Annotated in this window: 19 protein-coding genes, 2 tRNA genes and 1 pseudogene; 8 read left to right on the top strand and 14 right to left on the bottom strand. The window is 45.2% G+C overall.

All coding sequences use genetic code 11. The annotated features are described in order from the left end of the window. Positions 1-2: 2 nt before the first annotated feature. Genes SHEWANA3_RS12365 through SHEWANA3_RS12390 form a run of 6 tightly spaced genes read right to left on the bottom strand, consistent with a single transcriptional unit; the run spans position 3 to position 6,097 of the window. Positions 3-3,077 carry an efflux RND transporter permease subunit gene (locus SHEWANA3_RS12365; protein ID WP_011717277.1) on the bottom strand — a complete coding sequence of 1,025 codons (3,075 nt, stop codon included), beginning with the start codon at positions 3,075-3,077 and terminating at the stop codon, positions 3-5. Further along, the gene (locus SHEWANA3_RS12370) at positions 3,074-4,198 is read right to left on the bottom strand and encodes an efflux RND transporter periplasmic adaptor subunit (RefSeq protein ID WP_011717278.1); all 1,125 of its coding nucleotides are present in this window, start codon (positions 4,196-4,198) and stop codon (positions 3,074-3,076) included. The genes SHEWANA3_RS12365 and SHEWANA3_RS12370 overlap by 4 nt, the downstream gene beginning before the upstream one ends. Before the next feature lie 44 nt (positions 4,199-4,242). Continuing rightward, the gene (locus SHEWANA3_RS12375; RefSeq protein WP_011717279.1) at positions 4,243-4,941 is read right to left on the bottom strand and encodes an aromatic aminobenezylarsenical efflux permease ArsG family transporter; all 699 of its coding nucleotides are present in this window, start codon (positions 4,939-4,941) and stop codon (positions 4,243-4,245) included. Next, complete coding sequence (locus SHEWANA3_RS12380) at positions 4,934-5,467, bottom strand: nitrophenyl compound nitroreductase subunit ArsF family protein (protein ID WP_011717280.1); 534 nt, start codon at positions 5,465-5,467, stop codon at positions 4,934-4,936. Before SHEWANA3_RS12380 ends, SHEWANA3_RS12375 begins: the two co-directional genes overlap by 8 nt. Before the next feature lie 18 nt (positions 5,468-5,485). Next, entirely contained in the window at positions 5,486-5,728 is a 243-nt protein-coding gene (locus SHEWANA3_RS12385) for a thioredoxin family protein (protein ID WP_011717281.1), read from the bottom strand. A gap of 60 nt (positions 5,729-5,788) precedes the next feature. Continuing rightward, positions 5,789-6,097 carry a metalloregulator ArsR/SmtB family transcription factor gene (locus SHEWANA3_RS12390; protein WP_011717282.1) on the bottom strand — a complete coding sequence of 103 codons (309 nt, stop codon included), beginning with the start codon at positions 6,095-6,097 and terminating at the stop codon, positions 5,789-5,791. Positions 6,098-6,661: 564 nt separating this feature from the next. Between SHEWANA3_RS12390 and SHEWANA3_RS12395 the strand changes: the two genes are divergently transcribed. From SHEWANA3_RS12395 to SHEWANA3_RS12405, 3 genes are read left to right on the top strand one after another with little or no spacing between them, the layout of a single operon-like run. Next, positions 6,662-7,276, top strand: coding sequence for a hypothetical protein (locus tag SHEWANA3_RS12395; protein ID WP_011717283.1), 615 nt, complete (start codon positions 6,662-6,664; stop codon positions 7,274-7,276). Beyond that, positions 7,276-9,549, top strand: a complete 2,274-nt coding sequence (locus SHEWANA3_RS12400) for a hypothetical protein (RefSeq protein WP_011717284.1) — start codon at positions 7,276-7,278, stop codon at positions 9,547-9,549. Before SHEWANA3_RS12395 ends, SHEWANA3_RS12400 begins: the two co-directional genes overlap by 1 nt. Continuing rightward, positions 9,534-12,626 (top strand): site-specific integrase, encoded by a 3,093-nt coding sequence (locus SHEWANA3_RS12405; protein ID WP_011717285.1) that lies wholly within the window; start codon positions 9,534-9,536, stop codon positions 12,624-12,626. Before SHEWANA3_RS12400 ends, SHEWANA3_RS12405 begins: the two co-directional genes overlap by 16 nt. Positions 12,627-12,638: 12 nt before the next feature. Here SHEWANA3_RS12405 and SHEWANA3_RS12410 read toward each other — a convergent pair whose 3' ends face one another. Genes SHEWANA3_RS12410 through SHEWANA3_RS12420 form a run of 3 tightly spaced genes read right to left on the bottom strand, consistent with a single transcriptional unit; the run spans position 12,639 to position 14,911 of the window. Then, positions 12,639-13,514, bottom strand: coding sequence for an HD domain-containing protein (locus SHEWANA3_RS12410; RefSeq protein WP_011717286.1), 876 nt, complete (start codon positions 13,512-13,514; stop codon positions 12,639-12,641). Further along, a complete protein-coding gene (locus SHEWANA3_RS12415; RefSeq protein WP_011717287.1) occupies positions 13,511-14,689 on the bottom strand; it encodes a tyrosine-type recombinase/integrase in 1,179 nt (392 codons plus the stop codon). The genes SHEWANA3_RS12410 and SHEWANA3_RS12415 overlap by 4 nt, the downstream gene beginning before the upstream one ends. Positions 14,690-14,698: 9 nt before the next feature. Further along, positions 14,699-14,911 (bottom strand): hypothetical protein, encoded by a 213-nt coding sequence (locus tag SHEWANA3_RS12420; RefSeq protein WP_011717288.1) that lies wholly within the window; start codon positions 14,909-14,911, stop codon positions 14,699-14,701. 155 nt (positions 14,912-15,066) lie between these two features. On the opposite strand from SHEWANA3_RS12420, the gene SHEWANA3_RS12425 reads away from it, so the two are divergent. The 4 genes and pseudogenes from SHEWANA3_RS12425 to SHEWANA3_RS12445 all read left to right on the top strand — a co-directional run bounded on the left by SHEWANA3_RS12425 (position 15,067) and on the right by SHEWANA3_RS12445 (position 19,436). Further along, entirely contained in the window at positions 15,067-15,303 is a 237-nt protein-coding gene (locus SHEWANA3_RS12425; protein WP_011717289.1) for a helix-turn-helix transcriptional regulator, read from the top strand. A 78-nt stretch (positions 15,304-15,381) separates the two neighbouring features. Further along, positions 15,382-16,543, top strand: a pseudogene (locus tag SHEWANA3_RS12435) (IS3 family transposase). Between the two features lie 223 nt (positions 16,544-16,766). After that, positions 16,767-17,978, top strand: coding sequence for an NnrS family protein (locus SHEWANA3_RS12440; protein WP_011717293.1), 1,212 nt, complete (start codon positions 16,767-16,769; stop codon positions 17,976-17,978). Positions 17,979-18,002: 24 nt separating this feature from the next. Further along, on the top strand, positions 18,003-19,436 hold the full coding sequence (locus SHEWANA3_RS12445) for an ammonia-forming cytochrome c nitrite reductase subunit c552 (RefSeq protein ID WP_011717294.1): 1,434 nt from the start codon (positions 18,003-18,005) through the stop codon (positions 19,434-19,436). Between the two features lie 282 nt (positions 19,437-19,718). On the opposite strand, the gene SHEWANA3_RS12450 is transcribed toward SHEWANA3_RS12445, so the two are convergent. The 4 genes from SHEWANA3_RS12450 to dnaQ all read right to left on the bottom strand — a co-directional run bounded on the left by SHEWANA3_RS12450 (position 19,719) and on the right by dnaQ (position 22,365). Continuing rightward, positions 19,719-19,795 (bottom strand) — tRNA-Asp (locus tag SHEWANA3_RS12450). A gap of 56 nt (positions 19,796-19,851) precedes the next feature. Beyond that, positions 19,852-19,928, bottom strand: a tRNA-Asp gene (locus SHEWANA3_RS12455). Positions 19,929-20,093: 165 nt separating this feature from the next. Next, positions 20,094-21,626: a TIGR03503 family protein gene (locus SHEWANA3_RS12460; RefSeq protein ID WP_086017257.1), complete on the bottom strand. Its 1,533-nt coding sequence runs from the start codon at positions 21,624-21,626 to the stop codon at positions 20,094-20,096. Positions 21,627-21,636: 10 nt separating this feature from the next. After that, complete coding sequence (dnaQ, locus tag SHEWANA3_RS12465) at positions 21,637-22,365, bottom strand: DNA polymerase III subunit epsilon (RefSeq protein ID WP_011717296.1); 729 nt, start codon at positions 22,363-22,365, stop codon at positions 21,637-21,639. Between the two features lie 70 nt (positions 22,366-22,435). Here dnaQ and rnhA point away from each other — a divergent pair, with 70 nt between their 5' ends. Continuing rightward, positions 22,436-22,912, top strand: a complete 477-nt coding sequence (gene rnhA, locus SHEWANA3_RS12470; protein ID WP_011717297.1) for a ribonuclease HI — start codon at positions 22,436-22,438, stop codon at positions 22,910-22,912. Positions 22,913-22,948: 36 nt separating this feature from the next. Here rnhA and SHEWANA3_RS12475 read toward each other — a convergent pair whose 3' ends face one another. Beyond that, entirely contained in the window at positions 22,949-23,848 is a 900-nt protein-coding gene (locus tag SHEWANA3_RS12475; RefSeq protein ID WP_011717298.1) for a LysR substrate-binding domain-containing protein, read from the bottom strand. Positions 23,849-23,871 lie beyond the last annotated feature (23 nt).

Consider the following 23,871-nt stretch of genomic DNA (forward strand, 5'->3'; position numbering starts at 1 on the left):
ACTTAAGCAACATCTATGGATGTTGGTTCTGGCGTAGATGCCATAAAAGTATACAAAACAGGCACTAGAAATAGTGCGACAAAAACGTTCAATAACAAGCCTCCGATGGCAGCAGCTGCCATGGGGCGCAATAGCTCACCTCCTTCTTCAAATGCTAATGCTAACGGCATAAATCCCAATACTGCGGGTAATACCGTCATCAATCGAGGCCGAAGGCGGCTCAAACCTGCATCGAATGTCGCCTTGAGCAAAGTGATACCCTGCTGTTTTTGACGTTCAGCAGTTTGGATTAGTAGCACCCCATCAATAACATTAGCTGCGAGCACTATCATAGCCGCAATGATCACGGTAGCTCCAAAAGGTTGGCTCGCGAAGAAGAGCCCATACCCAATACCGGTAAGGCAAAAAGGAGCAGCAAATAGGATCACCAAAGGAAGCCGAAGATTATTAAATTGCACCGCTAAGACAATGAAGGAAAAAAATACTGCATAGCCCAGAATACTTTGCACTGTTGTTTGCATTTGCGTCATTTGCAATGCCTTACCGCCTATCGAATAAGTGTATCCCGTAGGCCAAGTTGTCTCTGTAAGAATATTAGTGACCAACTCTTTTGCTGAGTTAAGATCCGTTGCTGACGGATCACAACGTACAATCACTTGTTTTATCTGGTTTTTTCTAATTATTTCAACAGGACCAGTTGCTGCGGTTACTTTAGCTACGTCTTTAAGGCGCACATAATGACCAGAAGGCGTGGCTATAGAAATATTTTCAACATCAGAGCGCGACCGTAACTGTGACTCAGGCATAATGATTCGGATATCATACAACTCACTCGCCTCTCGATAACGTGTCGGTACACTTCCATTAATGTAGCCGTTAAGAACGTGAGCAATTTCCTTAGTAGATAAGCCATGTTCGGCGGCCAGAGTCCTGTCAATATCAACTTGCCATTCAGGCTTCGAGGAATCAAGCGAGACATAGACATTGGTTAATTCGGGCCTTTCGGCTAATTTTGCCGCCAATTTATTCGCCACATCAAAAAGTGTATCAACTTCTGAGCCATTAATTTCAACTTCAATTTCGGCCTGTCCCACAGAGCGAATACCTCGCATCTTTGCCTGATTGACCGCTAATATCGCCCCCGGAGCTAGCAACTTAGCCACCTTAGGACGCAATTCTTTGATGTATTCCGTAGTAGTGATTTTGCGCTCACTGGAGGGGACAAGTTCAATATCGACTTCACCTTCATTGCCAATTTTATTGGTATACAGTCCCCTGACCGCACCACCTGAAAGCGTAAAAACACTGCGAACTCGCTGATCGCCGATCACTAATGCTTCAACTTGCTGTGCTATGGCATCCATGCGAGCTAAATTCGCCCCCGCAGGCATTCGAATTTTAACGACTATACGACCATCATCAACGGCAGGAAAAAATTCAGACCCTGCGGACTTAAACAGCAACACACCACCGATTGCAACACCAATAAATATAAATATAGTGGTTAACCTAAACTGCAATGCGCTATGCAACAAGGCGCCATAAGCCCAGCGTAAGCCATGGTTAATTTTCTCACTGAAGGCAAATTCGCGTTGATTGGCTTTTAATAACACGCCACCTAGCATGGGAGTCAGTGTGATAGCGGCAAGACCCGCGATGATCATCAAACCAAGAATAACTAGGACTAACTCTTTAAATAGTAAGGTGATTAGCCCTGGCACGAGTAAAAACGGAACAAACAGCGCTATAAAGGTCACTGTCGCTGCCATAATCGCCCCACCCACTTCCAGTGTTGCCTCCTCGGAGATGGATTGTGGGTTAGCCTTATCATGTAAACTACGCAGCCGGGAAATATTTTCAACCACAATAATTGATGTGTCGGGTAGCACCCCAATCGCAACGACAAGACCACCAAGGGAAAAAATATTGAGTGAAAAGCCTGCGAGGTGCATTAAAAAGAAATTAACCAATAATGCAAATGGCAAGGCTATCGCAATAATTAACACTTGCCTTGAGTTACCTAAAAATACGAATAATACCAGCACAACCAGCGCCATAGCCTCTAAGGCCGTGTTACGAACACCACGGATAGAATCATTGATATAATCGGCTTGGTTTTCAACTAAAGTGAATTTGATATCCTTAGGAAAAGATGGCGCTAAATCCGCTAAACGGTCCTCAACATTATCTACCGTTGTGACAGTATTAGCGTCGGCTTGTTTAATCACGTTAACTTTAACCGCCGGATGACCATTTAAGCGGGTCAGCATACGAATGTCTTCGTGGCTATCTTTAACCTCAGCCACATCCCTAATGCGAACAATACTACCGCTACTATCACGGCTTAATACGAGATCTTGAATAACGGCTAATTGGCTAAACTCACCCATTACCCTCACAATATTCTCACGGTATTTGCCTGTCACTCTCCCGCCTACTCGTTGTAAGTTCTCTGCTGAAAGAACTCGCTCTAACGTGGTAAGGTCTAATCCATGGGCTTCTAGCTTTTCATCATCCACAAAAATACGAATTTCACGCTCAAGACCTCCAGCCACATCAATGGCCGCCACACCACTGGCGGATAAAAGTCGCTGAGTTAACCATGAGTCAATCCAAGTACGTAGCTGAGTCAAATCCATACTTTCTGATTCAAACACCGCTTGTACTATCGGTAATTGTGACGGATCTGCTTTGATGATGACGGGTGCTTCAATATCAACGGGAAGATTTTTGGTTGAACGATTAAATGCCGCTAACGTATCTTGATAAGCAACATCAACATCAACGCCGTAACGGTAATTGACATCCAGTTGGTATAAGCCCTCAATAGCGCTAGATGAAAGATAATCTAGGCCGTCTACGGAGGCCAGTTCACGCTCAATAGGATCGGCTAGATTTTGATCTATATCTTCAGGTGTCGCCCCCTGCCAAATAATCGATAGCTTTATCAGAGGATATTTAACCGAAGGTAAGAAATCGACAGGTAGCATATTCAGATTTAGCGCCCCGAAAATAGCTAAACCGAAAGCCAATACAGCCGTTGAAATTCGACGAGAAATCGCGGCTTTAATAATCATTTTTCAACACCCGTGCTATTGTTTTCAGCGGGTTGCTCCAATACTCTCACTGCGGAGCCATTTTTCACCCTTTCAATGCCAGTTAGAACGATTATCTCACCCGCTTTCAGTCCCGATAACACTTCAATTTGATCATCCTGCTCTAAACCGGTTTCGACTAATCGTCGAGTGACAATATTATCTGTCACTACAAACACACTTTTGTCTTTTCCTTGCACTTGAAGCGTATCAATCGGTATGACAAGAGTATTTTTGTGCTCCTGCTGTACGACTCGGATCCGCGCAAACATACCAGGAATAAACTCATTTGCAGGTAGCGACGCCTCAAAAAGACGCGTACGTAACTTTCTATCTAAATCGGGATAAGCTCGAATAATCTCTAATTCAAATTCCTGCCCAGCAAGCCCATCAAAAGTCGCTTTAACTTTATGCCCCTTCTTAAGAACTAAAGCTTGGGCTTCTGCGACGCTAAATCGTAATACCAAACTATCTGGATCATACATTTCAACCAAGGGACTACGGGGTATAACGAAATGACCATCTGAAACCAAGACTTTAGATATAATCCCTGACCAAGGCACGGTCACTATGTAATCATTAAGGGCTTGTTTTGCTTGGCTCAATGCCGCCTTCGCTTTTTCTAATGATGATAGTGCTTCGTCTAACTGCTCCTCAGGTAAAGTATGCTGCTTAACTAAAGTTTCAATACGCTTTAAATTTAATACTTGTTTACGTACTTCTTCAGCGGCAGATGTTTGAAGAGAATCAGCCGCATGAGTTCGACCAATGCGTAAAATCTCTTGTCCTAAATTAACAGTATCCCCCTCACGCACCACAAGATTAAGAATCGGACCTTCTGCCGGAGAGGCCAAACTCGCCACTTTTGTTGGCTCAATTGTTCCGGTCAATACAATATACTGGCTAAACGTTTGATTTGTGACTTTAAAAAGGCTAACCGCAGGAGGTAGTTGTGACTTTTTAGACGTTGACTTAGCCATCATCTCTGCCGTTAATTTACTGTCAGCATCTTGTGTTTTTGAGGAAAAATTAAGACCCCAAACTACTATCCCAATTAATAGAATAAAGGTACTTCCAACTATTAACACCAACGGTTTTTTCACAGAAAGGACCTCACAAGAAAAGCATTGTTAGGAATAAAATTAGGCTAAAACAAAGATGGAACGAAAATATTCACCCAAGCGTAATAGGCGCCAATGATGATAAACACCACGCCAGTGATTTTTCTGGCCCAATGCTCAAACGTCAAAATATGGTTGTAGGCTTTAGCAACACGATGGGCACTAACGCCAAGCAAAATAGCGAAAACTAAAACCGGCAGCCCAGTCGCTAAACCATAAATCGCTGGCAGTGCAATACTCGATTGTGACTCTAGTGCAAGCGGTAGCAGCGAACCAAAGAAGAGCGCGGCGGAAGTCGGACAAAATGACAGCGCAAATAACACGCCTAGCAGTAAAGCTCCTACATATCCCTGAGGATTGATTTTAGACTTTAATTTTTCGATTAAGGCACCATCACCCGGCAGACGCAACGTCAATAACTCCAGCAAAAACATCCCCACCAATATCAAAATCGGACCTAATAGTAGGTTCATATATTTCTGAAGCGCGACGGATAATGTCATTGTCGAGAGCAAACTGCCTACCAATATCACACCAATCACCAAATAACTCAGCATGCGCCCTATCGTGTAGGCAAGCCCAGTACCCACTACCCGATAAGGCGATTGTATTCCTTTACTGATATAGGAAATGGCCGCCACATTGGTGGCCAAAGGACAGGGACTTATAGAGGTTAAAATGCCAAACCAAAAGGCCGATAACAACATGACTGCCCACTCATCCATGGGGGAGCTCCTTGGGAGATGGCGCCGCGAGGGTTTGATTTGCCTGAGTTTGATTAACCATTGCGTTAATCTCTTCAGTCAAATATTGGCTGAATGCTCGCTCGTTATTGGCAAGCTCCCACACACGGTCTAACCGGCGCCAATCTGTGTCCACGCCATTTTGAGTATTAGCAATCACCACGGTACGAAATACCAACTGATAATCATCGATGTAATGCTGGTTTTCAGGCAAATCGACATTCACCAAATTTAACTGCATTTCACCATCGCGCACTTGCTTAAAAAACTGATTCATCACAGTAGACTGAGTGAACTTTTCCATGCGAACACAAGTTGTACAGCGCTGATTACCATGAAAATAATAAACATTCAGCCCATCTTTTAATTGAGGGGACACGCTGGCAACGATATCCGCATTGTTTGTATTAGCATCGTTTATCGTGCCAAATTGCTGATACCCAACCAACCCTAAGCCTACACAAACCACAGTGAGCAGCAGGTAGCGGACAATTTTTTTAGCGTTCATGCCGACTCCTTTATGCCATTAAGCCGTATGGGATTTAAGCAAGGTCATGATCTCATCGACACTGGCAAGCCGTCCTGTCAGCTTTATTTGCTCGTCGACCACCAACGCCGGTGTCGACATCACGTTGTAGGCCATAATTTTTTCAATATCAGTCACTTTAGTTAGCTGGTAATCAAGATTAAGTGCCTGCGCAGCAGCATTAGTAGCCTCTGCCAATTTTTGACACTTGCTGCAACCCGTACCGAGAATTTTAATTTCCATGATTGATCCTTATTTGGTTACTTTGTTATTTTGCCATTTAACCAAATGATAGGTCTGAAACTACTCAATTAATGCGATCTGCTTCTGAATTTGTAGATCTAATAAACCATCAATGCAATGTAACGATGTCATTAAGCATGGCATGGTGAGACGATAAAAAATCTGCTTACCTCGTTTTTCCATATCCACAATTCCAGCATGGCGCAAAACGGATAAGTGCTTAGAAATTGTTGAAAAATCGACATCGACACCTTCAACAAACTCACAAACACATTTCTCACCCTGTGCAAGTTGCTCAACCATCCATAATCGCGTTGGATGCCCCAGTGCTTTGAAAATATTGGCTTTTACTATAATTCTTTGTTTCATTTTTATAAATTTCCACGACGGTTCTGCGAATGGAACAGTCGTCAGTATAAAATAATCAGCGCTAAAATAATGTAGGTAAACGAAGTTATGTGCTAGACATTTATTTTTTAAATGACCTGAAGATCCTAATCAAGAATATTAGATCACTACAATAGATAACTATTGAACCACTCGATAATCACTCTTAATCTGTATAGTTGAAGTATAAGAAAAAGTAATGCTAAATCTGTGTAACTTACAATCAAGAAGAAACTACGCTGAATTGCTTTGGGGCAAAAGTTAGTCAATCAGCAACGCTCGCGTATACGGAAACAGCATACAACGCACGCCACGATTAAGGATTTAAACCAGCTTGCAGGACAAGGAATGCTGAAAAACATTTCGAAGTTCAATATTCAAAAATTTCAGTGGCTTGTTTATAAATTCGATTAAGGAAACAAATCAGATCACGATCACGATCACATAAATCGATCTTTTTACCGATCAACTTTTGATCACACTTGGGAGATGAAAAAGTGAGCCCTATATTAAAGGAAGGACGCAATCACAGGAAATGGAATTCTGATGACCCAAATAATTTTAAAGCTCCAAAAGAAGCATCAGGTGAACTTACATCCAGCAGCGAGAAAAGCTTTCGATGTAATGCAATCATTACCTGGGTTATGTAATCTACATGCCTTACCTGCAATAATCAGGTCTGAATTTGCCTCCCAAACAATATATTGTTTGGAGTACATAGATTCGAAAGCCAGCAGCAATAAAGCAAAATACTATACCAGAACATTTCAGTTTTATAGTCCTATCTGGGCAGCTCTTTTTTGGGAAAATGGTCGCCCACCAGAAGGTACTCTTCTGGTTTTAGAAACAAATACTCAAGGCCAATTGACGCCTGAAAGCGTCGAGAAAAAAGCATGGTTATCACTATTGCAAGTGCTCTGTCTATCCATCAATTCTAAATATGTTGCCGCCTTTATTGATGACTGGCGTCAAGGCCTACCAGAGCAGTTTTCACGAGAACTCTTTGGGAAGGATACACTACCTGACCAGCTATTTTGTGATTTGTTATCTATCTCGAGAGGCACTCTGGTTCAGCAGCGGCAGCGCCAGTTTCCTAAATGCCCAATATCTGATTCTGTCGATATTCTCGCCGAATTAGCAATGCCATGGGAGCCCAAATAATGACTCCTCCTGTACGCAACACCAGCAAAAAATTAAAGGAATTTTTAAGCAAATATTTTGCACCAGAGCATTTGAATCCAGAGCTCAAGCAAACGCTGTTAATGCAACTAGCCTATAGTATTCAAGCATTTCCAGCAGGCTATTGGGAGCAATTCGAACTAATAGATAGGCTAGTAAAAATTCTGATAACAAAAATGCCTTCAGGCTCTGTCAGTAACACTGAAATATTTGGAATTTTAAAGAAAAATAAGCATCTTACATCATACCCATTTGCTGCCACCATTTGTGCAGTGTTACCCCCAAATGCCACACCACAATGGAGAACGAAATACACGGCATACCAATCGATTGTTCTTATCTGTTGTTTCATACGCTATACCCATGACCAGCAACTCGCAACCTCAGGAAATGAAAATGCATTACGCGAGCTACGTCTGGTAGCGATGGACCCCAAGCATCGAAAACTATTAGATATACTGCCAGAATTGGATGACGCATCATCAGTTGAACGACTGGTGTCAAAACTTAAAGAACTACGAAAGGAAAAATATCCTGCCCCGCAAGAGTACGGCCTTGGCTACTTGGAGTTAGTGCTTAGAGAAGCTGTATCAGGGAGCAAAAGACGACGAAGAAGAATTAGAATACCTCCTATTTCAGACCCTGACACCTTCATCGAACTTAATCCCGTTGATGCATTTGAAGACGCAGGCCTTGAGGTTAAAGAACTATGTGTCGCATTCACAAAACCGACGACGGCTCAAGAACGAGATGAGGCTATATCGGTAACAGCTGGTCGAACATTTCGTATTGAAGATAAACCCTTAACGAATAAACTAAAAACACCCCCTCCCCCATCCTCAAGAGCGGTACGGGCTATACAGCATAAGTGTCTGACTGAAAAACTCGGCATTATGCAGTTATCCTTAAATTGCAGTTACAATCAACTGACCGAATGGGATATATGTCAACTCATTCGTTTTACGACCAATGGAATTAAAACTGGAGTAAACCCAGATAGCTGCTCAACCCTACTGCTGTGCCTGCTATGCGGTCGAGATCCTATTTCACTAGGACAATCTTCAAATACATTTTGTCTCACACATTACAAAAATCGCCCTTGCATATCTCTAACCCACACAGTACCAGCAAGCAAACAAGATGTAAGACTAGAAAAATGTTTGAACAATATAACAAACCATTTAGTGCTGCCGCTCCCTCAATTTTTACAAGATAAGCTTACTCAAAACGTGGGCACTGCAGACTTGAAGTCCGTCATTAATGACATCAACAAGCAGCACCGATGTCGTTTAAGTCTCGGAAGAATCACCCGTTTTCTTGAACACTGGTATATCAATAATGGACTAGATCGTGCCGAAGTCGGACTCATAAAAGGGCGAGCCCCCCGAAACCAGCCAGCACTGAGCTATTCAAATTTCGATGCAGATAAACTGATTGAAAACCACCACAGATACGTGAGTTCAATCTTCGAGATGGCTAAGATCGATTCGCAACTCCCCGAAGTAAAGCCCATCAAAAAGCAACTGGGAAGTGCATTACATCTCCCTCCACGGACTTTACACAATTTTTTTCGCGTTTTGAGGAGTCAAATTCCTCGCCCGCGAAAGCAATCTTTGGAAGAACTCACGACACTACATAATCACTATGTCTGCTACGTATGGGCGCTTTTGACGTTTGCAACCGGTCACCGCGATGTTAATGCACCAATGGGACAGCGTACCGATTTCAACAGCCATAACAATACCTGGTGGATTAGCGATAAAGAAAACCGACATGGGATATCTGCTAGAACGCTGATACTTCCACAGACTGCAGTGAAGCAACTTGAACATTATCTACAACATCTTCAAGAGTTGAAAAAACGCAGTCAACTCATCGCAAAAGATATTTTCAAACGTGCAGACGAGGCAATGACAGGCAGCGGAAATCTTCTATTTTTTATAAAACATCAAGAACAGGACAACATCCCCCAAATTACGCAAGAACTCACGCCTGCCAGAGTAAAAGCATTTCTTGGAGACCAGTTACCCTGGCCTGGCAACTGGGGGAGGCATCACATGCGTAGCGAATTAAAGCGTCTCGGTGTTGTTCCGGCAGAGATAGATGGTTGGATGGGACACGAAGATATTGGAGAAGAATCAATGGGTCGTCATAGCATGCTATCAACTCAATACCTCAACCGTATTGCTCAGCATATCGAAACGCTACTGAACACTCATGAAATTACGGTGGTTGATGCATGGAAAACCCGCTGATCCTTCCACATGAACAGAAATCCCTAGTACGGTTATTGGGGCATCAGTCCAGAACGGCTGCTCGGCAAAAAAGTCATATAACGATAATAAAACAAGCTCTGGCCGTACTTGAACATCATCTACCTGAACTGTTTGAAACACCACCGAAATACGACCGATTTTCGGCAGTTTGGCCACAGGTTGACTCAGATCTGCGAAAGGTCCTCAAAACGGAAACAGCCTACCGCCGAGGATATGCTTTTATCTGCAGGCAACTAGAAACGGGTAACCGACAAGGGCTTTGGCAGATCAATCCTCCCTCAGACTATCTCACGCTTCGTAGAGTTCGACCGCTTAGAAATTTGACCTGGCAACACAATACTTCTGTTTTCGCATCAAAAATTGACGGTTTGCTAGAGAAGCTTGATAAAACATCCGATCCCCAACAATGCTTTGCCAGATTGCTGATGAGTTGCATTTGCTATAGTGGCCTGAATCGACCTAGGCTATGGCCCGCGCTGGCGAAGGCATTAAATAGCGATAAACCATTAAATGGCAATAAAGACCTTTGCTGGCTAACGTTGAGACCAAGTCCAGGGCAGAACTTTGCCAGTAATCTTTACACCGTTCAAGACGATTTTGAACCTAATAAAGCTCAGGTCGAGGTTCATTTTTTCCCCGATCCAATAAGTCTCGGGCTAATAAAGCCATTTCTAAACAGCCGAACAAGAAGTTGGCGCCCCCCAAAATCAGTCAAACAATGTTTAGAGATAATTAAGTCAGAACTTAAACTCATTCTTCCAAAAAAACAGTTTCAGCAAGGTGGGATTTGTTTTGCAGAGGCTCAGCCTAATGTCGAGTTACCACAAGTGTTGGTAGAGTATTCCTTGGGACGTCAAAAAAGCGCATCCCTACCCAATGCCTACTGGTTAAGATTATTTAAAGGTGCAACGGGACCTTGCAACGTAAGAAGCTTTGCTCAATTCAAGAAATGGTATAATTCAATACAAACAGACTCTTCAGTAACATCGCCATCACACCGTTTTAAGCTAGGTAACCGATACCTGCTTAACCAAATAAGAGAAATATTTAAGCAGAATAACGCCAATCCCCAAGGAAAGCGCCAAGTTGTTCTTCATTTACAAGAACTAACACAAGCAAGCCTCTGCCCTAACGAAGAGATCCTGCTTCAATGGCTCATTCACCACCTGACTACTGAGAAAAATGAAGTATCAACAGCGAATAGGTACTTTGGAGCAATTGGAGGCCACTGGTTGGCTGCGACCGCAGACATTGACTTATACAGCCTAAGCAGTGAAGACTTTATCGATATTTATCAAGAAATAATGAATCGCACTGATAGTCAACATGAACTGCACTATAAAGCTCGTCGGTTTGAGAACCTACATTTATTCGCACAACAGAGATTTGATCTCCCTCCTCTTAATCAGCCACTCAGCGAAGGCAGCAATATTACTCCCCATGTAAGTGCAGCCATTGTTGATGAGCCACTGTTTTCGGCCCTGCTTCGCCAAATCGATTACATAGACGATTTAGACCATGCAGCCCAACGGATGTTAAAATGCTATTTGCTCATTGCCTATCGTACAGGTCTCAGACCCGGTGAAGTCGCCAAACTGCGTCTAAAAGACATTGAGCCTTCCTCTATCGGCTGGCTATTTATTCGTGAAAGCCGCCACGGGCATAACAAAACCGACTCTGCGCTTCGAAAAGTGCCTTTATTTCCTTTGTTGACCGACAACGAAAAAAGTTTAATGGAAAGCTATCTTAGGGATCGCCTTATCGCTTGCCATAAACGTTATAACGAATTGCTCTTTCACGAAGAGGCTAATCCCTTTCACGTTGTCAATACAGGTCAAATATCCTTGATGGTGAAAGAGATATTGTCTCAGTTAACCGGCGGAATTTACTATCGTCTATATCATCTTCGCCATACAGCATTGTCCAGACTTCAACTCCTTGCCCATGATGACTTAATCACATTACCTGAAGTTATCAAGACGATGTTGCCATACCCACCGTCACAAAAAAGGATAATATCTAAACTGATATTTGGTGAAAACCGGTTACGAGACAGATATTCTGCGCTGGCAGTGTTTGCTGGCCATAGCAGTCCAGACACCACATTCAGAAACTATCTACATTTTACCGATTTACTGCTGGGCTGCCATTTGGCAATAAACGCTCAAGAAATACCTGAATACACCGCAAATAATGTACTTGGAGTACGCCCACACCGTTATAAAGTGATGCAAAAATCAGGAAACATCACTCCTGTGCGTTTGCTGCCATTTTTTAGAAAGCGGCTAGTCCCTTTTATGGGCACGGTGAGCGGCATTCGCCAAAGTACAATCCGCCAGAAAAATGAGGTTGTAAAAAGCAGTCACTACAATCAAGCCTTGGCGGTACTCAGGAGTATTGATCTAGGTCATGACTATCAAGACGTTGCTTTTCAGTATCGCCTCACTCCTGAACGCGTCAAACGCTGGATAGATGCAGCAACTGCACTTCGGATGTTAAAAACACCACGAGACATTGGCCGATTATTTTCAAGCAGACGTTGTAATGCGCTGCTACCTGCAGATCCCATTGACATTTCTGTTCGAAAGGATATTTATTCAGCCCTACAAGTATGTCGCGAACTCAAGTCGAGTCAGAAAGGAAACGTCGAACTACAATGGGCTATTCAGTATTACTTAACGCATACAACCAGCAGTAACCCGTCGATTTTCTTTAACAAAACAATAGAGTTTCAGCGATTTATGGCTGTGGTAAGCAAGCTTTTTACTTGGAAGCGCTGGCACCTTAGACTGCATTATCAATATGGAAAACCCTATAATCTGTGGAAATGCCACCGCAACCTTCAGATAACCTGCTACACGTTACAGAAAATAAATGAATATCCAGAAGGAGCTGGATCATTATTTTTACATCATGCCAATGAACAAAAGCACATAAAAACACGCGGCGACAAAGCAATAAGCCAATATTCCTCCCCGGCACTGAAAATCTTATTCCACCAGCTGGCGATTATCCTGTTCAAAGCGGAGCAAATAAAGCAATGGGAACAGAGTTAATGTCACCAAGCTTCATCCGAGCCGCTTATACCATTGATCGTTCATAGCAGAATGAGCGTACCAATGATGTGGAGGCACATCTGCAAAAGCGGTGCGCCAATGGCATACTTCCATGGAGAGATTGTCGCATAGTCTCACCATAGAGGCCGGAATATATGCCTCAGAGCGGCGCCCGACCTTGACCGACAAGCAACTACTCAACGCCTCAAAAATCTTGGGGGAATTTCGATACAACAACGCTAATGGCTCAGCCAACACCATAAAATTGTATGACTCGTGTGAACCTGCAATGCCATCCCGAGTATCTGCATTATAAAAAAGGTGAATTTTACCTATGTCGTGTAAAAGGCCTCCAATAAAAGCGACACATACACTTAAAGGCCCAACATTGTATCGCCAGCACAGCATTGACGCCGTAACAGCCACCTCATGACTATGTTCCAATAATCCACAAGCATGATTGTGATGATGACTTCGGCTCGCTCTAGCGTTAAAAAACTGCCCCATCAGCTCATTATTGAGCAATACTGCTAAATAAAAGCGTCTTAATGCCTCATCATGGATAAGTCCCAAAATCCCCCAAATATCGATAATGATTGACTCACAACCTGCGGGGACAAGTTTAAAATGATGATGCACAGCAGCTTTATCGGTAACCTCATGGATATTCAAGGTTATTTTTACCCGCTGCAAATCATTGCTAGGGCTCCAGTGAACCATCACTAGCTGCCCCTCAGGGTTTACACCTTCCATAATATTTGGGGATAGCTCTAGCGAATAAGACTGTCTTAAGCAGCTAAATTGCCACAACTCTACCTGTTTTCTCCGCTCAATCAGATGTACCCAGGCCAAGTCATCAGCATTATTTGTTCGGGATTTAATATTCATTTTGACGACTCCCCTTTTGGACCATTACCAATCAACCGTTCAAACGCTGCGCCATCTTGCCCTAATAAATTAGGTACATAGCGAGAATACACTCTAAATAACATCCCCGTATTGGCATGTCCTAACTGCCGAGCAATCCATTCTGGGCTCTCTCCAGCGGCAAGCCACAGGGTTGCTGCAGTATGTCTGGTCTGGTAAGGATTTCGCTTTTCGAGTGCCAGGCTTTCCAGCAGTGGATACCAAACACGTTTGGTCACATTCTGATGGCTCAGTGCGTCTCCACGGCGGTTACAAAAAACGAATTTGCTCCGAATTTTGGTTAGCTTACTTTGGGCCTGAAGTGCTTCATATACCGGCTGATTCATTGCAATCGCACGGTCTGAACTTGACGTTTTAGTTAGGCCAAGGCTGCCACGAACTAATGACTGGCGGATGTGGATCAATCTGTTTGCAAAATCAATATTTTCCCACGTCAGACCATCGATTTCCCCTGTGCGCATACCTGTAAAAAATCGAACGGTGTAGTAAGGGCGAAAATCATCCCTTACACTCTCGATAATCCGATATACCTCTACCAACGAAAATGGTTGAATATCCGTTCGCGGCATAGGTAACGCTTTGATATTTCGCCAAGGAGTCTGAAAACCAAAGCGCTCAGCAGCCTCATTTAGGATTAATCGTAAATAAGTCATAATGTGATTGATTCTTGAAGCTGACAGCGAACGATTTGTGAGTGCATCGACCTCACAAAGACTTAGACGCAAACCCAGAATATCCTGCTTACAGATAGTGGCTATCATCTTAGTCCCCATCGCGGGTATGAGGTGACACCTTAAGATCCCCTCTACCGTCTCAATTTGACTCGCGCGCCATTCTACCCGCTTCTCGTCCAGCCAAAGATTAGCAAAGACACTAAACAATATGCGCCCACCAGTAACATGGAATTGACTGAGTTTAGCTAACTGAGCGAAATGTTCGACTTTAGGGCTATTAGGAAAATGATGCCGATAATCAAATGAACCAGCTTTCATTTGCTGTTCCAGCATTAACAACAGTTTATTTAATTTTTGTCGATTCGCCGGAGTATCGGCAAGACTGGTCTGCTCTCGGCAACGTACACCCTTATAGCGAAAATCCAGATAAAGTTTGCCATCTCGGCTATTTACAGTTCCCATGGCAACCCCCTAGTTCAGCTGATTTATCAGATCGTGGGCGGAGGCTCCAAGCAACATAGACTCCTCAACTCGTTCCCATATATAGAGAATTTTCCGCCCGCCAAAGGGGCGGATGTAATGGATCCCCTCAAACAGCACCGCGTCCTTTAAGCATTGGCGGATAGTACGAACGTCGTACTTAATCCTTATGGATAACTCTTCAGTAGTAAGATAAGTATTCATACCTGTCACCTTGCACACTTAAATTTGACTCATAAATGATTCGTTTGAATCTTTCTAGATTAAAATAAACCACAAAAGATTAAAGTCAAGCTTTATTTGCGTCATATATGAGTCATTTGATATGATGCATGACAAATAAGACTTACGGATAGAACATGATCAGGGTCCTTCTCATCAAGCTGCTTGATGAAAAAGCGTTCAAGGAAAAACGCCGTATTACCTTGTCTGAAGTGAGTGAAAAGACAGGTATTAGCCGTGCCACATTGACGCGCATAGCCAACGTGCCAGGCAATGTGACTAACACTGATACAATCAATGCCCTATGCAAGTATTTTGAGTGTGAGCCAGGGGAACTATTGATGTATGTCGAAGATGATGTCGATACAAACTAGTCGTTAGATAAAATATGAATCGCCACCGATTTCCTAGACACCTCTTTTGGGTTAGTTAGATAAACTAACCCAAAAGAGGTGTCTAGGAACCACAAACATTATTCCGAAGAATTTAAAATCGAAGCTGTTAAGCAAGTTACCATTGCTGGCCATTCTGTTGCTGATGTTGCTCAGCGTTTAGGAACAACCACCCACAGTCTTTATGCCTGGATTAAACGCTACGGCCCCGATTCATCAGAACATTTGCAAAAGTCTGAAGAGTCAGCCGAGATTCGACTGCTACAGAAAGAGCTCAAGCGTGTCACTGAAGAACGTGACTTGTAAAAAAAAGCCGCGGCGTACTTCGCAAGCCACCCCGAGTAAGATACGCCTTTATTCAAGAGCATCACCACAGCCATTCAGTGCGACAACTTTGTCAGCTGTTTGATGTTCATCCGAGCGGGTATTACGCATGGAGACTCAGCCCTAAATCAAAGCGGCAGAAGGATAATGAACGGGTTACTAGGCAGCTTAAGCAGAGTTGGCTCGAATCTGGTGGAGTTTATGAATATCGTAAAATCCACCGTGATATGCGGGATATTGGCGAGCAATGCGGGATTAATCGAGTACATCGGCTCATGCAACGAGCAGGACTCAGAGCGCAGGTTGGATATCGAAAACCTCGTGCTCGTGGCGGAGAACAGCATGTAGTGACTCCAAATCGTTTAGAGCGGCAATTTAATCCATCGGCCCCAATATGGCTTGGGTAACGGATATTACCTACATCAAAACTCATGAAGGTTGGTTATATCTGGGTGCTGTGATGGACTTATTTTCTCGTCGTATTATTGGGTGGTCGATGGGCAGCAGAATAACCAAAGAACTGGCATTAGACGCGCTTTTAATGGCTGTATGGCGCCGTAAGCCTACAGGTAAAGTGTTAGTCCATTCAGATCAGGGAAGCCAATATACTAGCCATGACTGGAGTGAATTTCTGACCGCACATGGATTGGAAGGCAGCATGAGTCGACGTGGTAGTTGCCATGATAATGCAGTGGCTGAGAGTTTCTTTCAGCTATTAAAGCGTGAGCGGATCAAGCGGAAAATCTATTCGACAAGAGAAGCGGCTAAAAGTGATATTTTTAATTATATCGATATGTTTTATAACCCTAAACGGCAGCATAGTTCCAATCATGGCTTATCACCGTTAGAGTATGAACGTCAGTATTTTAATGAGGCTCAAAGTTGTCTAGTGAAATAGTGGCGATTCAGGCTCCCTTAGAGGTTAATAGCTTTATAAATATAAAACTCACTATGCTACTACAACTAGGATATGTACTTAATCGCGATAGAAAATTTGTTGAATTGTGAATATGTGAGACACCGACTCCAAAACAAGATCGCGAAGTTGAGCGAGAAATCATTTCGCTATAACATAAAGTGCAATTATTATGAAGCTTATAAAATTCTCTCGGTAAATATCTATGGTCAACATTGATGATCCTAAAACAATCGAGAAAACGCCAGCGCTCTGGCGCCTCGGTTTTAGACCGTTTTTTCTCGGCGGCAGTATTGTCGCTGCCCTCTATATTCCCCTATGGTTAACCACTTGGTTGATGCCACAATATAGTCCCTTCAACACAGAGTTTTGGGCGACTATCCTGCCCTTATGGTGGCATCCCCACGAGTTACTGTTCGGCTTCGCGATGGCAATAGTATCGGGATTCCTATTAACGGCGGTGCAAAACTGGACCAATCAACCTTCCCTCAAGGGCTGGCCACTGGCACTCACATTCGCCAGTTGGGCACTCGCGCGTTTGTTGCTGTTACTCCCAGTGCAAATTCCCATTTTACTGCCCGCAGTTTTCGATTCCCTGTTTTTAGTTAGCGTGGGGGTAACTCTTTGGCGCTGCATATTTAAAGTCAAACAATGGCGCAATATCGGTTTTCCCTTGATGATTTTTATTGCGCTCGGCATTAATCACTTGAGTTATTACGCCCTTTTCAAACGGGATTTTATTCTCGCCCATCAGATTTGGCAGGCGATGTTGTGGTGGTTAGCGCTGCTCATCACTATTGTTGGTGGTCGTGTTATTGCCTTTTTTACCGCCATGCGCATCAAGGCAACTAAGGCAGAACCACTCGCTTGGATTGAATATCCACTGATATTCACTATGGTGATTCTCGTCATCCAGACCCTGACCGACCTGTTGCCTATTCCCCTGACTCAGGGATTATTACTCGCTGCTGGGCTATTGCACCTCATCCGCTTTTCCCGCTGGTTGCCCCATAAAACGCTGCAAGAACCCATGTTGTGGTCCTTGCATTTAGCCTATGTAACGCTACCTATCAGTTTGATTTTAATGAGTTGGTATATTGCCGATGAGTACGCCTACCGCGGTCTGCTACACTTATTCGCTGTAGGTTGTATGGCCATGTTGTGTCTATCTATGATTTCTCGCGTATCCCTTGGACACACGAGTCGCAATATCTATGAAGGGCCGAATATGCTGCCAGCCTTTATTTGCTTACCCCTTGCGGCACTCTTTAGGGCATTAATGCCAATCTATTTTCCAGAGCACACTGAGCTCTGGCTGTGGCTAGCAGCAACCTGCTGGTTTAGTGCATTCGCCCTGTTTGTCTGGCACTACAGCCCTATTCTCACTCGCCCACGCATCGATGGACGCCCAGGTTAACTTTCAAATTATAGGAAAATAAACGTGAATTATTTTACCAAAACAACGGCCCTATCGGGTCTCAAGCTCAGTTTGCTCACCGCCGCGCTGCTGAGCAATTGGGGCGCCATGGCCCAAAATGCACCGAATGAGTTACCAACAAGCGCAGCCCCAAAAAGCCATTTGCCAAAAGATGAAGTACAAAACAGCGATGCACAAAAGTTTCCGCTGCAACACCAGTCTTGGGGAGCAACCATTGAACAGGCCGAACGAGAAGACGTCCTTGAGAAAAACCCGCGCAATGTCATTCTGTGGGCGGGCTCATCCTATGCTAAGGAATACCACAGTCCACGCGGACATCAGTTTGCCGTCGCCGATGTGTCCCATACACTGCGCACAGGCGTAGCCCCCAAAGCGGGCGAAAAAGGCCTATCGGCCAGCTGCTGGACCTGTAAAAGCCCAGACGCACCAAGGCTCATTGGCGAACTTGGCTTTGAAGGCTATGCCGCCAAAAACTTTACCGACCTTGGCGCCGAAATGAAAAGCGTGGTGTATTGCAGCGATTGCCACGAATCGGGCAGCGCAAAACTCACGCTTCCCCGCCCCCATGCCAAGGATGCAATGGCAAAAATCCACCTTCCCTTCGAGCAACAAAATGCCACTATGCAGAGCGCTCAAGTTTGTGGACAATGCCACGTTACCTACTATTTCCGCCCCGAGAAAAGTAACGTCGTGAATATTCCATGGATCTTCGGCAATACGGCCGATGAGATTGAAAAATACTACGACACTCGCCGCTTCTATGAATGGGTCCATCCACTGTCGAAAGCCCCGATGCTTAAAGCCCGCCACCCAGAATTTGAGCACTGGAGTCGCAGTAAACACGCTGAAGTGGGGGTCACCTGCGTCACCTGCCATATGCCATCGGCGCAGGATAAAAAAGGCAATGAATTTACTAATCACAAGGTAGACAAAGCCTTACCTAACTTTGAAACCAGTTGTAAAGGTTGTCACAGCAGCAAGGACAAATTAGAAACCAAACTGACAGACTTAAAAACAGAAATTGATAACAAGGCCCATGCGGTTGAAGATCTGCTGGTTAAAGCCCACTACGAAGCCAAGGCGGCTTGGGTTGCAGGCGCCACATGGGAGCAAATGAATGACCCTATTATGGATATCCGTCATAGCCAATGGCGCTGGGATTTTGCCATGTCATCCCACGGCCTTTACGCCCATAACCCGAAGGAAGGCCGCCAACTACTCGATACCGCCTTAGAGCAAGCCAAGAGTGCGCGCACAAGCCTAGCCGAGGTACTAAAGCAATTAAACAGTGAGGTATACTACCCTGATATCAGTACAAAAGCGAAGGCGCAGGAAGCAATTGGTCTCAACGAAGCCGAACTAATCAAGGAAAAACAGCAGTTTATTAAGGAAGAAATCGATAAAAACTGGGATCCAGTCGCCCACAGAGGTTATTGATCCGATCAGCCTAGAAGGGATTTATTAATGTGTGTAATTCATAGTGATCTGATCCAGTATTCATAGTGAGAAGATCCGTCCGTTGTGTTTGGGACTCAAGTGAGACAGATTCCATCACTTTGTTGCCAACTGACAAAATGCTAAGAATGACACTCGGCCAAAAGTGGGTTGCGGTCACCAAATGGTCACATTTTGGTCACGGTCACGAAGAAAGAAATGAGATAGTAACTGATCTAAAATCAAAAAGCCCATGCTAATTAATAGCATGGGCTTCATGAATGTTGGCGGAGCGGACGGGACTCGAACCCGCGACCCCCGGCGTGACAGGCCGGTATTCTAACCAACTGAACTACCGCTCCAAACTTTTATTATACCGCTACTAGAGCACTATAATTTTAACTTTCAACAACTTGACTGGCGGAGCGGACGGGACTCGAACCCGCGACCCCCGGCGTGACAGGCCGGTATTCTAACCAACTGAACTACCGCTCCACTCAAGTTGCGGTGAATAATACGGTTGAGCGTTCGAAGCGTCAACCGTTTTTTTCACTCAATTGCATCGTTTAGTTAAAATTTCGCCAAACTTAACAAAACCCCATGATAAGTGGACAAAATATCTGCAAGCTGACGTCGAAATAGCCAAACAGTTCTGTGCTTTTATCGGCGATTATCCGGCTCATCCGGCATGGTCAAATCAATCTCATCGAGGGATGGCGCCTCTGGCTTATTCTGCCCGGCCTCATCTAACATCCGTTGCTCTGCGGCGGCCAGAGCCTGCGCGAGACTTTGACGCTTACGCCAGAAAATCAGCCCCGCGACCCCAAGCAGTACTAGCACGGCATTGATGGTAATGATCCAAAACAGCGCATCCTGTTTTGCTATGGCCTCTTCCTCGGCGGCCTTTTGCGCAGCAACGGCGGCTAGCTCCTCTTCACTCGGTGGCGGTTCAGGAGGCTGCACTAAGTTAAAGAAGAGTTCTGGCAAATCGAGCAGGATTTCACGGCCTGTGACTGTGGTTGTCGCCACAGTGCCTTTAATACGGTAACTACCAAACTCGGTCACTGGTGGTATAGGCAGTTCAGTATCGCTCTCCTTAAGCCCATGAACGACAAGGGGAAGCTGTAAACCTGCTGGCCCAACAAGCTCGAATGAAAAATGGGTTTCAGCCAATTGCAGCACACTGCTATCGGCGTGCAACATGATTTTCCATCGCCCCGTTAACGGGTCATCAGGGGTGATCACCTCGGCATTCACGGGGCGTGGCGATAAGGTAAAGGGAAAAGAAACCTGTCGTTCAAACACGTTATTGCGGGCTTGGACCACAAAGTCGTACTCGCCCCAGGGCTGCTTCAGATTGATATCACTGGTAAACATGCCATCGTCAGGCCTTTCATCGAACTTTTCGCCATTATCTTTATAAGAGCCGACGATAATGTCACCGGCGGCAAAGTTTTCATCCCCCGCACGATGCTTACTCACAAAATGGGCTGTCCATTCGACAAGATAATCGAGCCCCGGCATGCGCACCCGCTCCGCATCCCCCATCAATTGAGCAACCACTTTGGTTTCTTCACCTTGGAATAGCGGCTGAGGCAATTGCTGCACTTCAATTTCAAGCTTAGAGACTCGCTTAAGTTGCGATCCCGGCACCACCTTACCCACCAGCTGCCAAGGGCCAGGCTGAGGCGATTCGATATAAATAATGTCGCCAGTAATGCCATCGACCCATTTCACCGTTTCAGGGTGACGGTTGGCGTACCACTTGCTGCCGTCGGGCAATACGATCACCACTGGCGCCGAACCGTACTCCCGCTGGATCAACAGCGTCATGCTGCCGACCATATGGTCCACCCGAAAGCGATTTTTAAGCTCAGAGGCGGTATCGATGGGCACCACTTTTCGAGTCGCTGGTTTGGGCGGCTTAGCTTGAATGGCGTCACTCGGCTTAGCCTCAACCGACTTTTCGGCGCTCGCTTGCCCGTCAGCAGGTTTATCAGCAATCGCATTAGGCACTTTGACTTTCGCATCATTGGGCTGCGCTTCTTGGGCCTTTGGCGCCATATTGGCAGGCTGCTCAATGGTTTTAACCGCAGTAGGCTCAGCATCGGCGGCAAGCAAAGAAGCGCTCAAGCAGAGGCCGCCGAGCACTAATGTGGTATTCAGTAAGGATTTTCGCAGCGACATCGTCATAGGCAATAAATTATCCTCTCCAGAGGCATTTTCCTGATTTTGCGACTAAATCAAGACGCTTTTCATGCATAACGAGTTCATCGGCCGATGCGCTGATCACTTTAAGATTAAGTGATGCCGGATCAAAGCGTTGGATGCCCCCAGCCTCTTGACCGACTTCATCATTAGAGAGATTGAACTTGGTCTGCCCGCCTGTCATCGCCAAATACACATCGGCTAAGATCTCGGCGTCGAGTAATGCCCCGTGGTACAGGCGGCGAGAGTTATCGATACCGTAGCGCTTACATAGGGCGTCTAAGTTGTTCTTTTGCCCAGGGTGTAAAAATTTTGCGATATCGAGGGAGTCTAAGATCTCACAGATTTCACTGGTCTTTGGCCCTAATGGCTGCAACAGCGAAAATTCATGGTCCATAAAGCTCACGTCGAAGTTTGCGTTATGGGCCACAATTTCGGCGCCACTGATAAAATCAATAAATTCCTGCGCTATCTGATGGAACCTAGGCTCATTGGCAACGCGCTCATCGGTGATGCCGTGAACCGCAATCGCTTCTGGGTCAATCGCTTGGCCGGGATTGATATATTGATGGAAATAACGGCCCGTTAAACGGCGGTTGATCACCTCAACGCACCCTATCTCAATAATTCTGTGGCCTAAATACACTGCACCACTGCCTTGGTTCATACCCGTGGTTTCAGTATCCAAAATAACCTGACGGCTTGCGTTTGAGATAATATTCATACTTTTATGCGCTTCTTATGACATTTTTTGGTTATACTCGGCCGGTATTTACGCTGCGGATAACCATTTGATGACTGAACTAAAACTGATCCACATCTTCACCGATGGCTCTTGCTTAGGCAACCCTGGCCCCGGTGGCTATGGCATTGTAATGAATTATAAGGGCCATACAAAGGAGATGTCCGATGGTTTTGCCTTGACGACCAATAATCGCATGGAATTATTAGCCCCCATCGTCGCCCTCGAGGCGTTAAAAGAGCCTTGCAAGGTCATTTTAACCAGCGATAGCCAATATATGCGCCAAGGGATCACCACCTGGATCCATGGCTGGAAGAAAAAAGGCTGGATGACCTCGAATCGTACGCCAGTGAAAAATGTTGATCTCTGGAAACGTTTAGACAAAGCCGCCCAACTCCATCAAATTGATTGGCGTTGGGTGAAAGGCCACGCCGGACACCCTGAAAACGAGCGCTGCGATCAACTCGCCCGCGCCGCCGCTGAAGCGAGCCCTACCCAAGTCGATGAAGGCTATCAGCCTGAGTCCTAAAACTGGCCCTCATTTCGGCGCTAAACGTTGCGCCGATCACTCCCGAGATAAATGGAAAAAATTACCGCAAAACTGCACAAAGGCTAGGCCTAATGACGTGGCTTGGCGGCTCTTGTGGGTAATCCGATAAAACTGTCGCTCTAGCACTAGGCCTTCAATGGTTACCAGTGCCAGCTCTTTTCGGCTGATGTCTTTATCCAGCGCCAACTCCGAGAGCACGCCCAGTCCAGCGCCTTGTTTTACTGCAAGCTTAATGGCATCGGGCGTGGTAAAGCAGAATTTCGCCTCAGGCTGCATGCCTAATTCATTGGCTGCATTGACAAAATATTCACGCGTGCCCGAGCCTTCCTCCCTTAATACCCAGGATTGGCCTTTGACCGCCGCGGGTTTAACCGTCTGCCCCGCAAGGGGATGCGCGGGATGACAAAAGACGAGTAGCCTGTCCTTATGCCAAGGCTCAATATTCAAGCGATTATCGGTGCAATGTCCTTCGATAAACCCCATTTCGGCGCGAAATTGCGCGACCGATTGGATCACTTCTTGGGTATTGGTAATGGCCACATCCACATGGGTCTGCGTATGTTGCTGACAAAAGGCCACCGCCGCTTTTGCTAACAAATAGTTACCAATAGTGGAACTAGCACTCACGCTTAAATGCCCGACTAAATCACCGTCTTGGCGCGTGAACGCTTGCTCGATTTGCTCGACTCGATGTAACAAGTCCGTCGCCAGTGGCAACAACAAATTCCCTTGGGAGTTGAGCTGTAATCGATTGCCAATCCGCTCAAATAAACGGGCATTGAGCTGTTTTTCTAATTCGGCCAAGGCCATGGAGGTCGCAGGCGGCGATAGATTAACTTGCTCTGCCGCTTTTGCCACTTGCCCACTGCGTGCAACGGCTTCAAATACCGCAAGTTGCCTTAAGGTTATTCGCATAACAGACTCATTAATGAATGAAA

Origin of the sequence: Shewanella sp. ANA-3, from assembly GCF_000203935.1 — a bacterium.
In the GTDB taxonomy this organism is placed as follows: Bacteria; Pseudomonadota; Gammaproteobacteria; order Enterobacterales; family Shewanellaceae; genus Shewanella.

Coding starts and splice junctions, on each gene's coding strand:
- SHEWANA3_RS12365 (WP_011717277.1), bottom strand. CDS start 3,077: ATGATTATTAAAGCCGCGATTTCTCGTCGAATTTCAACGGCTGTATTG.
- SHEWANA3_RS12375 (WP_011717279.1), bottom strand. CDS start 4,941: ATGGATGAGTGGGCAGTCATGTTGTTATCGGCCTTTTGGTTTGGCATT.
- SHEWANA3_RS12380 (WP_011717280.1), bottom strand. CDS start 5,467: ATGAACGCTAAAAAAATTGTCCGCTACCTGCTGCTCACTGTGGTTTGT.
- SHEWANA3_RS12385 (WP_011717281.1), bottom strand. CDS start 5,728: ATGGAAATTAAAATTCTCGGTACGGGTTGCAGCAAGTGTCAAAAATTG.
- SHEWANA3_RS12390 (WP_011717282.1), bottom strand. CDS start 6,097: ATGAAACAAAGAATTATAGTAAAAGCCAATATTTTCAAAGCACTGGGG.
- SHEWANA3_RS12395 (WP_011717283.1), top strand. CDS start 6,662: ATGACCCAAATAATTTTAAAGCTCCAAAAGAAGCATCAGGTGAACTTA.
- SHEWANA3_RS12400 (WP_011717284.1), top strand. CDS start 7,276: ATGACTCCTCCTGTACGCAACACCAGCAAAAAATTAAAGGAATTTTTA.
- SHEWANA3_RS12405 (WP_011717285.1), top strand. CDS start 9,534: ATGGAAAACCCGCTGATCCTTCCACATGAACAGAAATCCCTAGTACGG.
- SHEWANA3_RS12410 (WP_011717286.1), bottom strand. CDS start 13,514: ATGAATATTAAATCCCGAACAAATAATGCTGATGACTTGGCCTGGGTA.
- SHEWANA3_RS12415 (WP_011717287.1), bottom strand. CDS start 14,689: ATGGGAACTGTAAATAGCCGAGATGGCAAACTTTATCTGGATTTTCGC.
- SHEWANA3_RS12420 (WP_011717288.1), bottom strand. CDS start 14,911: ATGAATACTTATCTTACTACTGAAGAGTTATCCATAAGGATTAAGTAC.
- SHEWANA3_RS12425 (WP_011717289.1), top strand. CDS start 15,067: ATGATCAGGGTCCTTCTCATCAAGCTGCTTGATGAAAAAGCGTTCAAG.
- SHEWANA3_RS12440 (WP_011717293.1), top strand. CDS start 16,767: ATGGTCAACATTGATGATCCTAAAACAATCGAGAAAACGCCAGCGCTC.
- SHEWANA3_RS12460 (WP_086017257.1), bottom strand. CDS start 21,626: ATGACGATGTCGCTGCGAAAATCCTTACTGAATACCACATTAGTGCTC.
- dnaQ (WP_011717296.1), bottom strand. CDS start 22,365: ATGAATATTATCTCAAACGCAAGCCGTCAGGTTATTTTGGATACTGAA.
- rnhA (WP_011717297.1), top strand. CDS start 22,436: ATGACTGAACTAAAACTGATCCACATCTTCACCGATGGCTCTTGCTTA.
- SHEWANA3_RS12475 (WP_011717298.1), bottom strand. CDS start 23,848: ATGCGAATAACCTTAAGGCAACTTGCGGTATTTGAAGCCGTTGCACGC.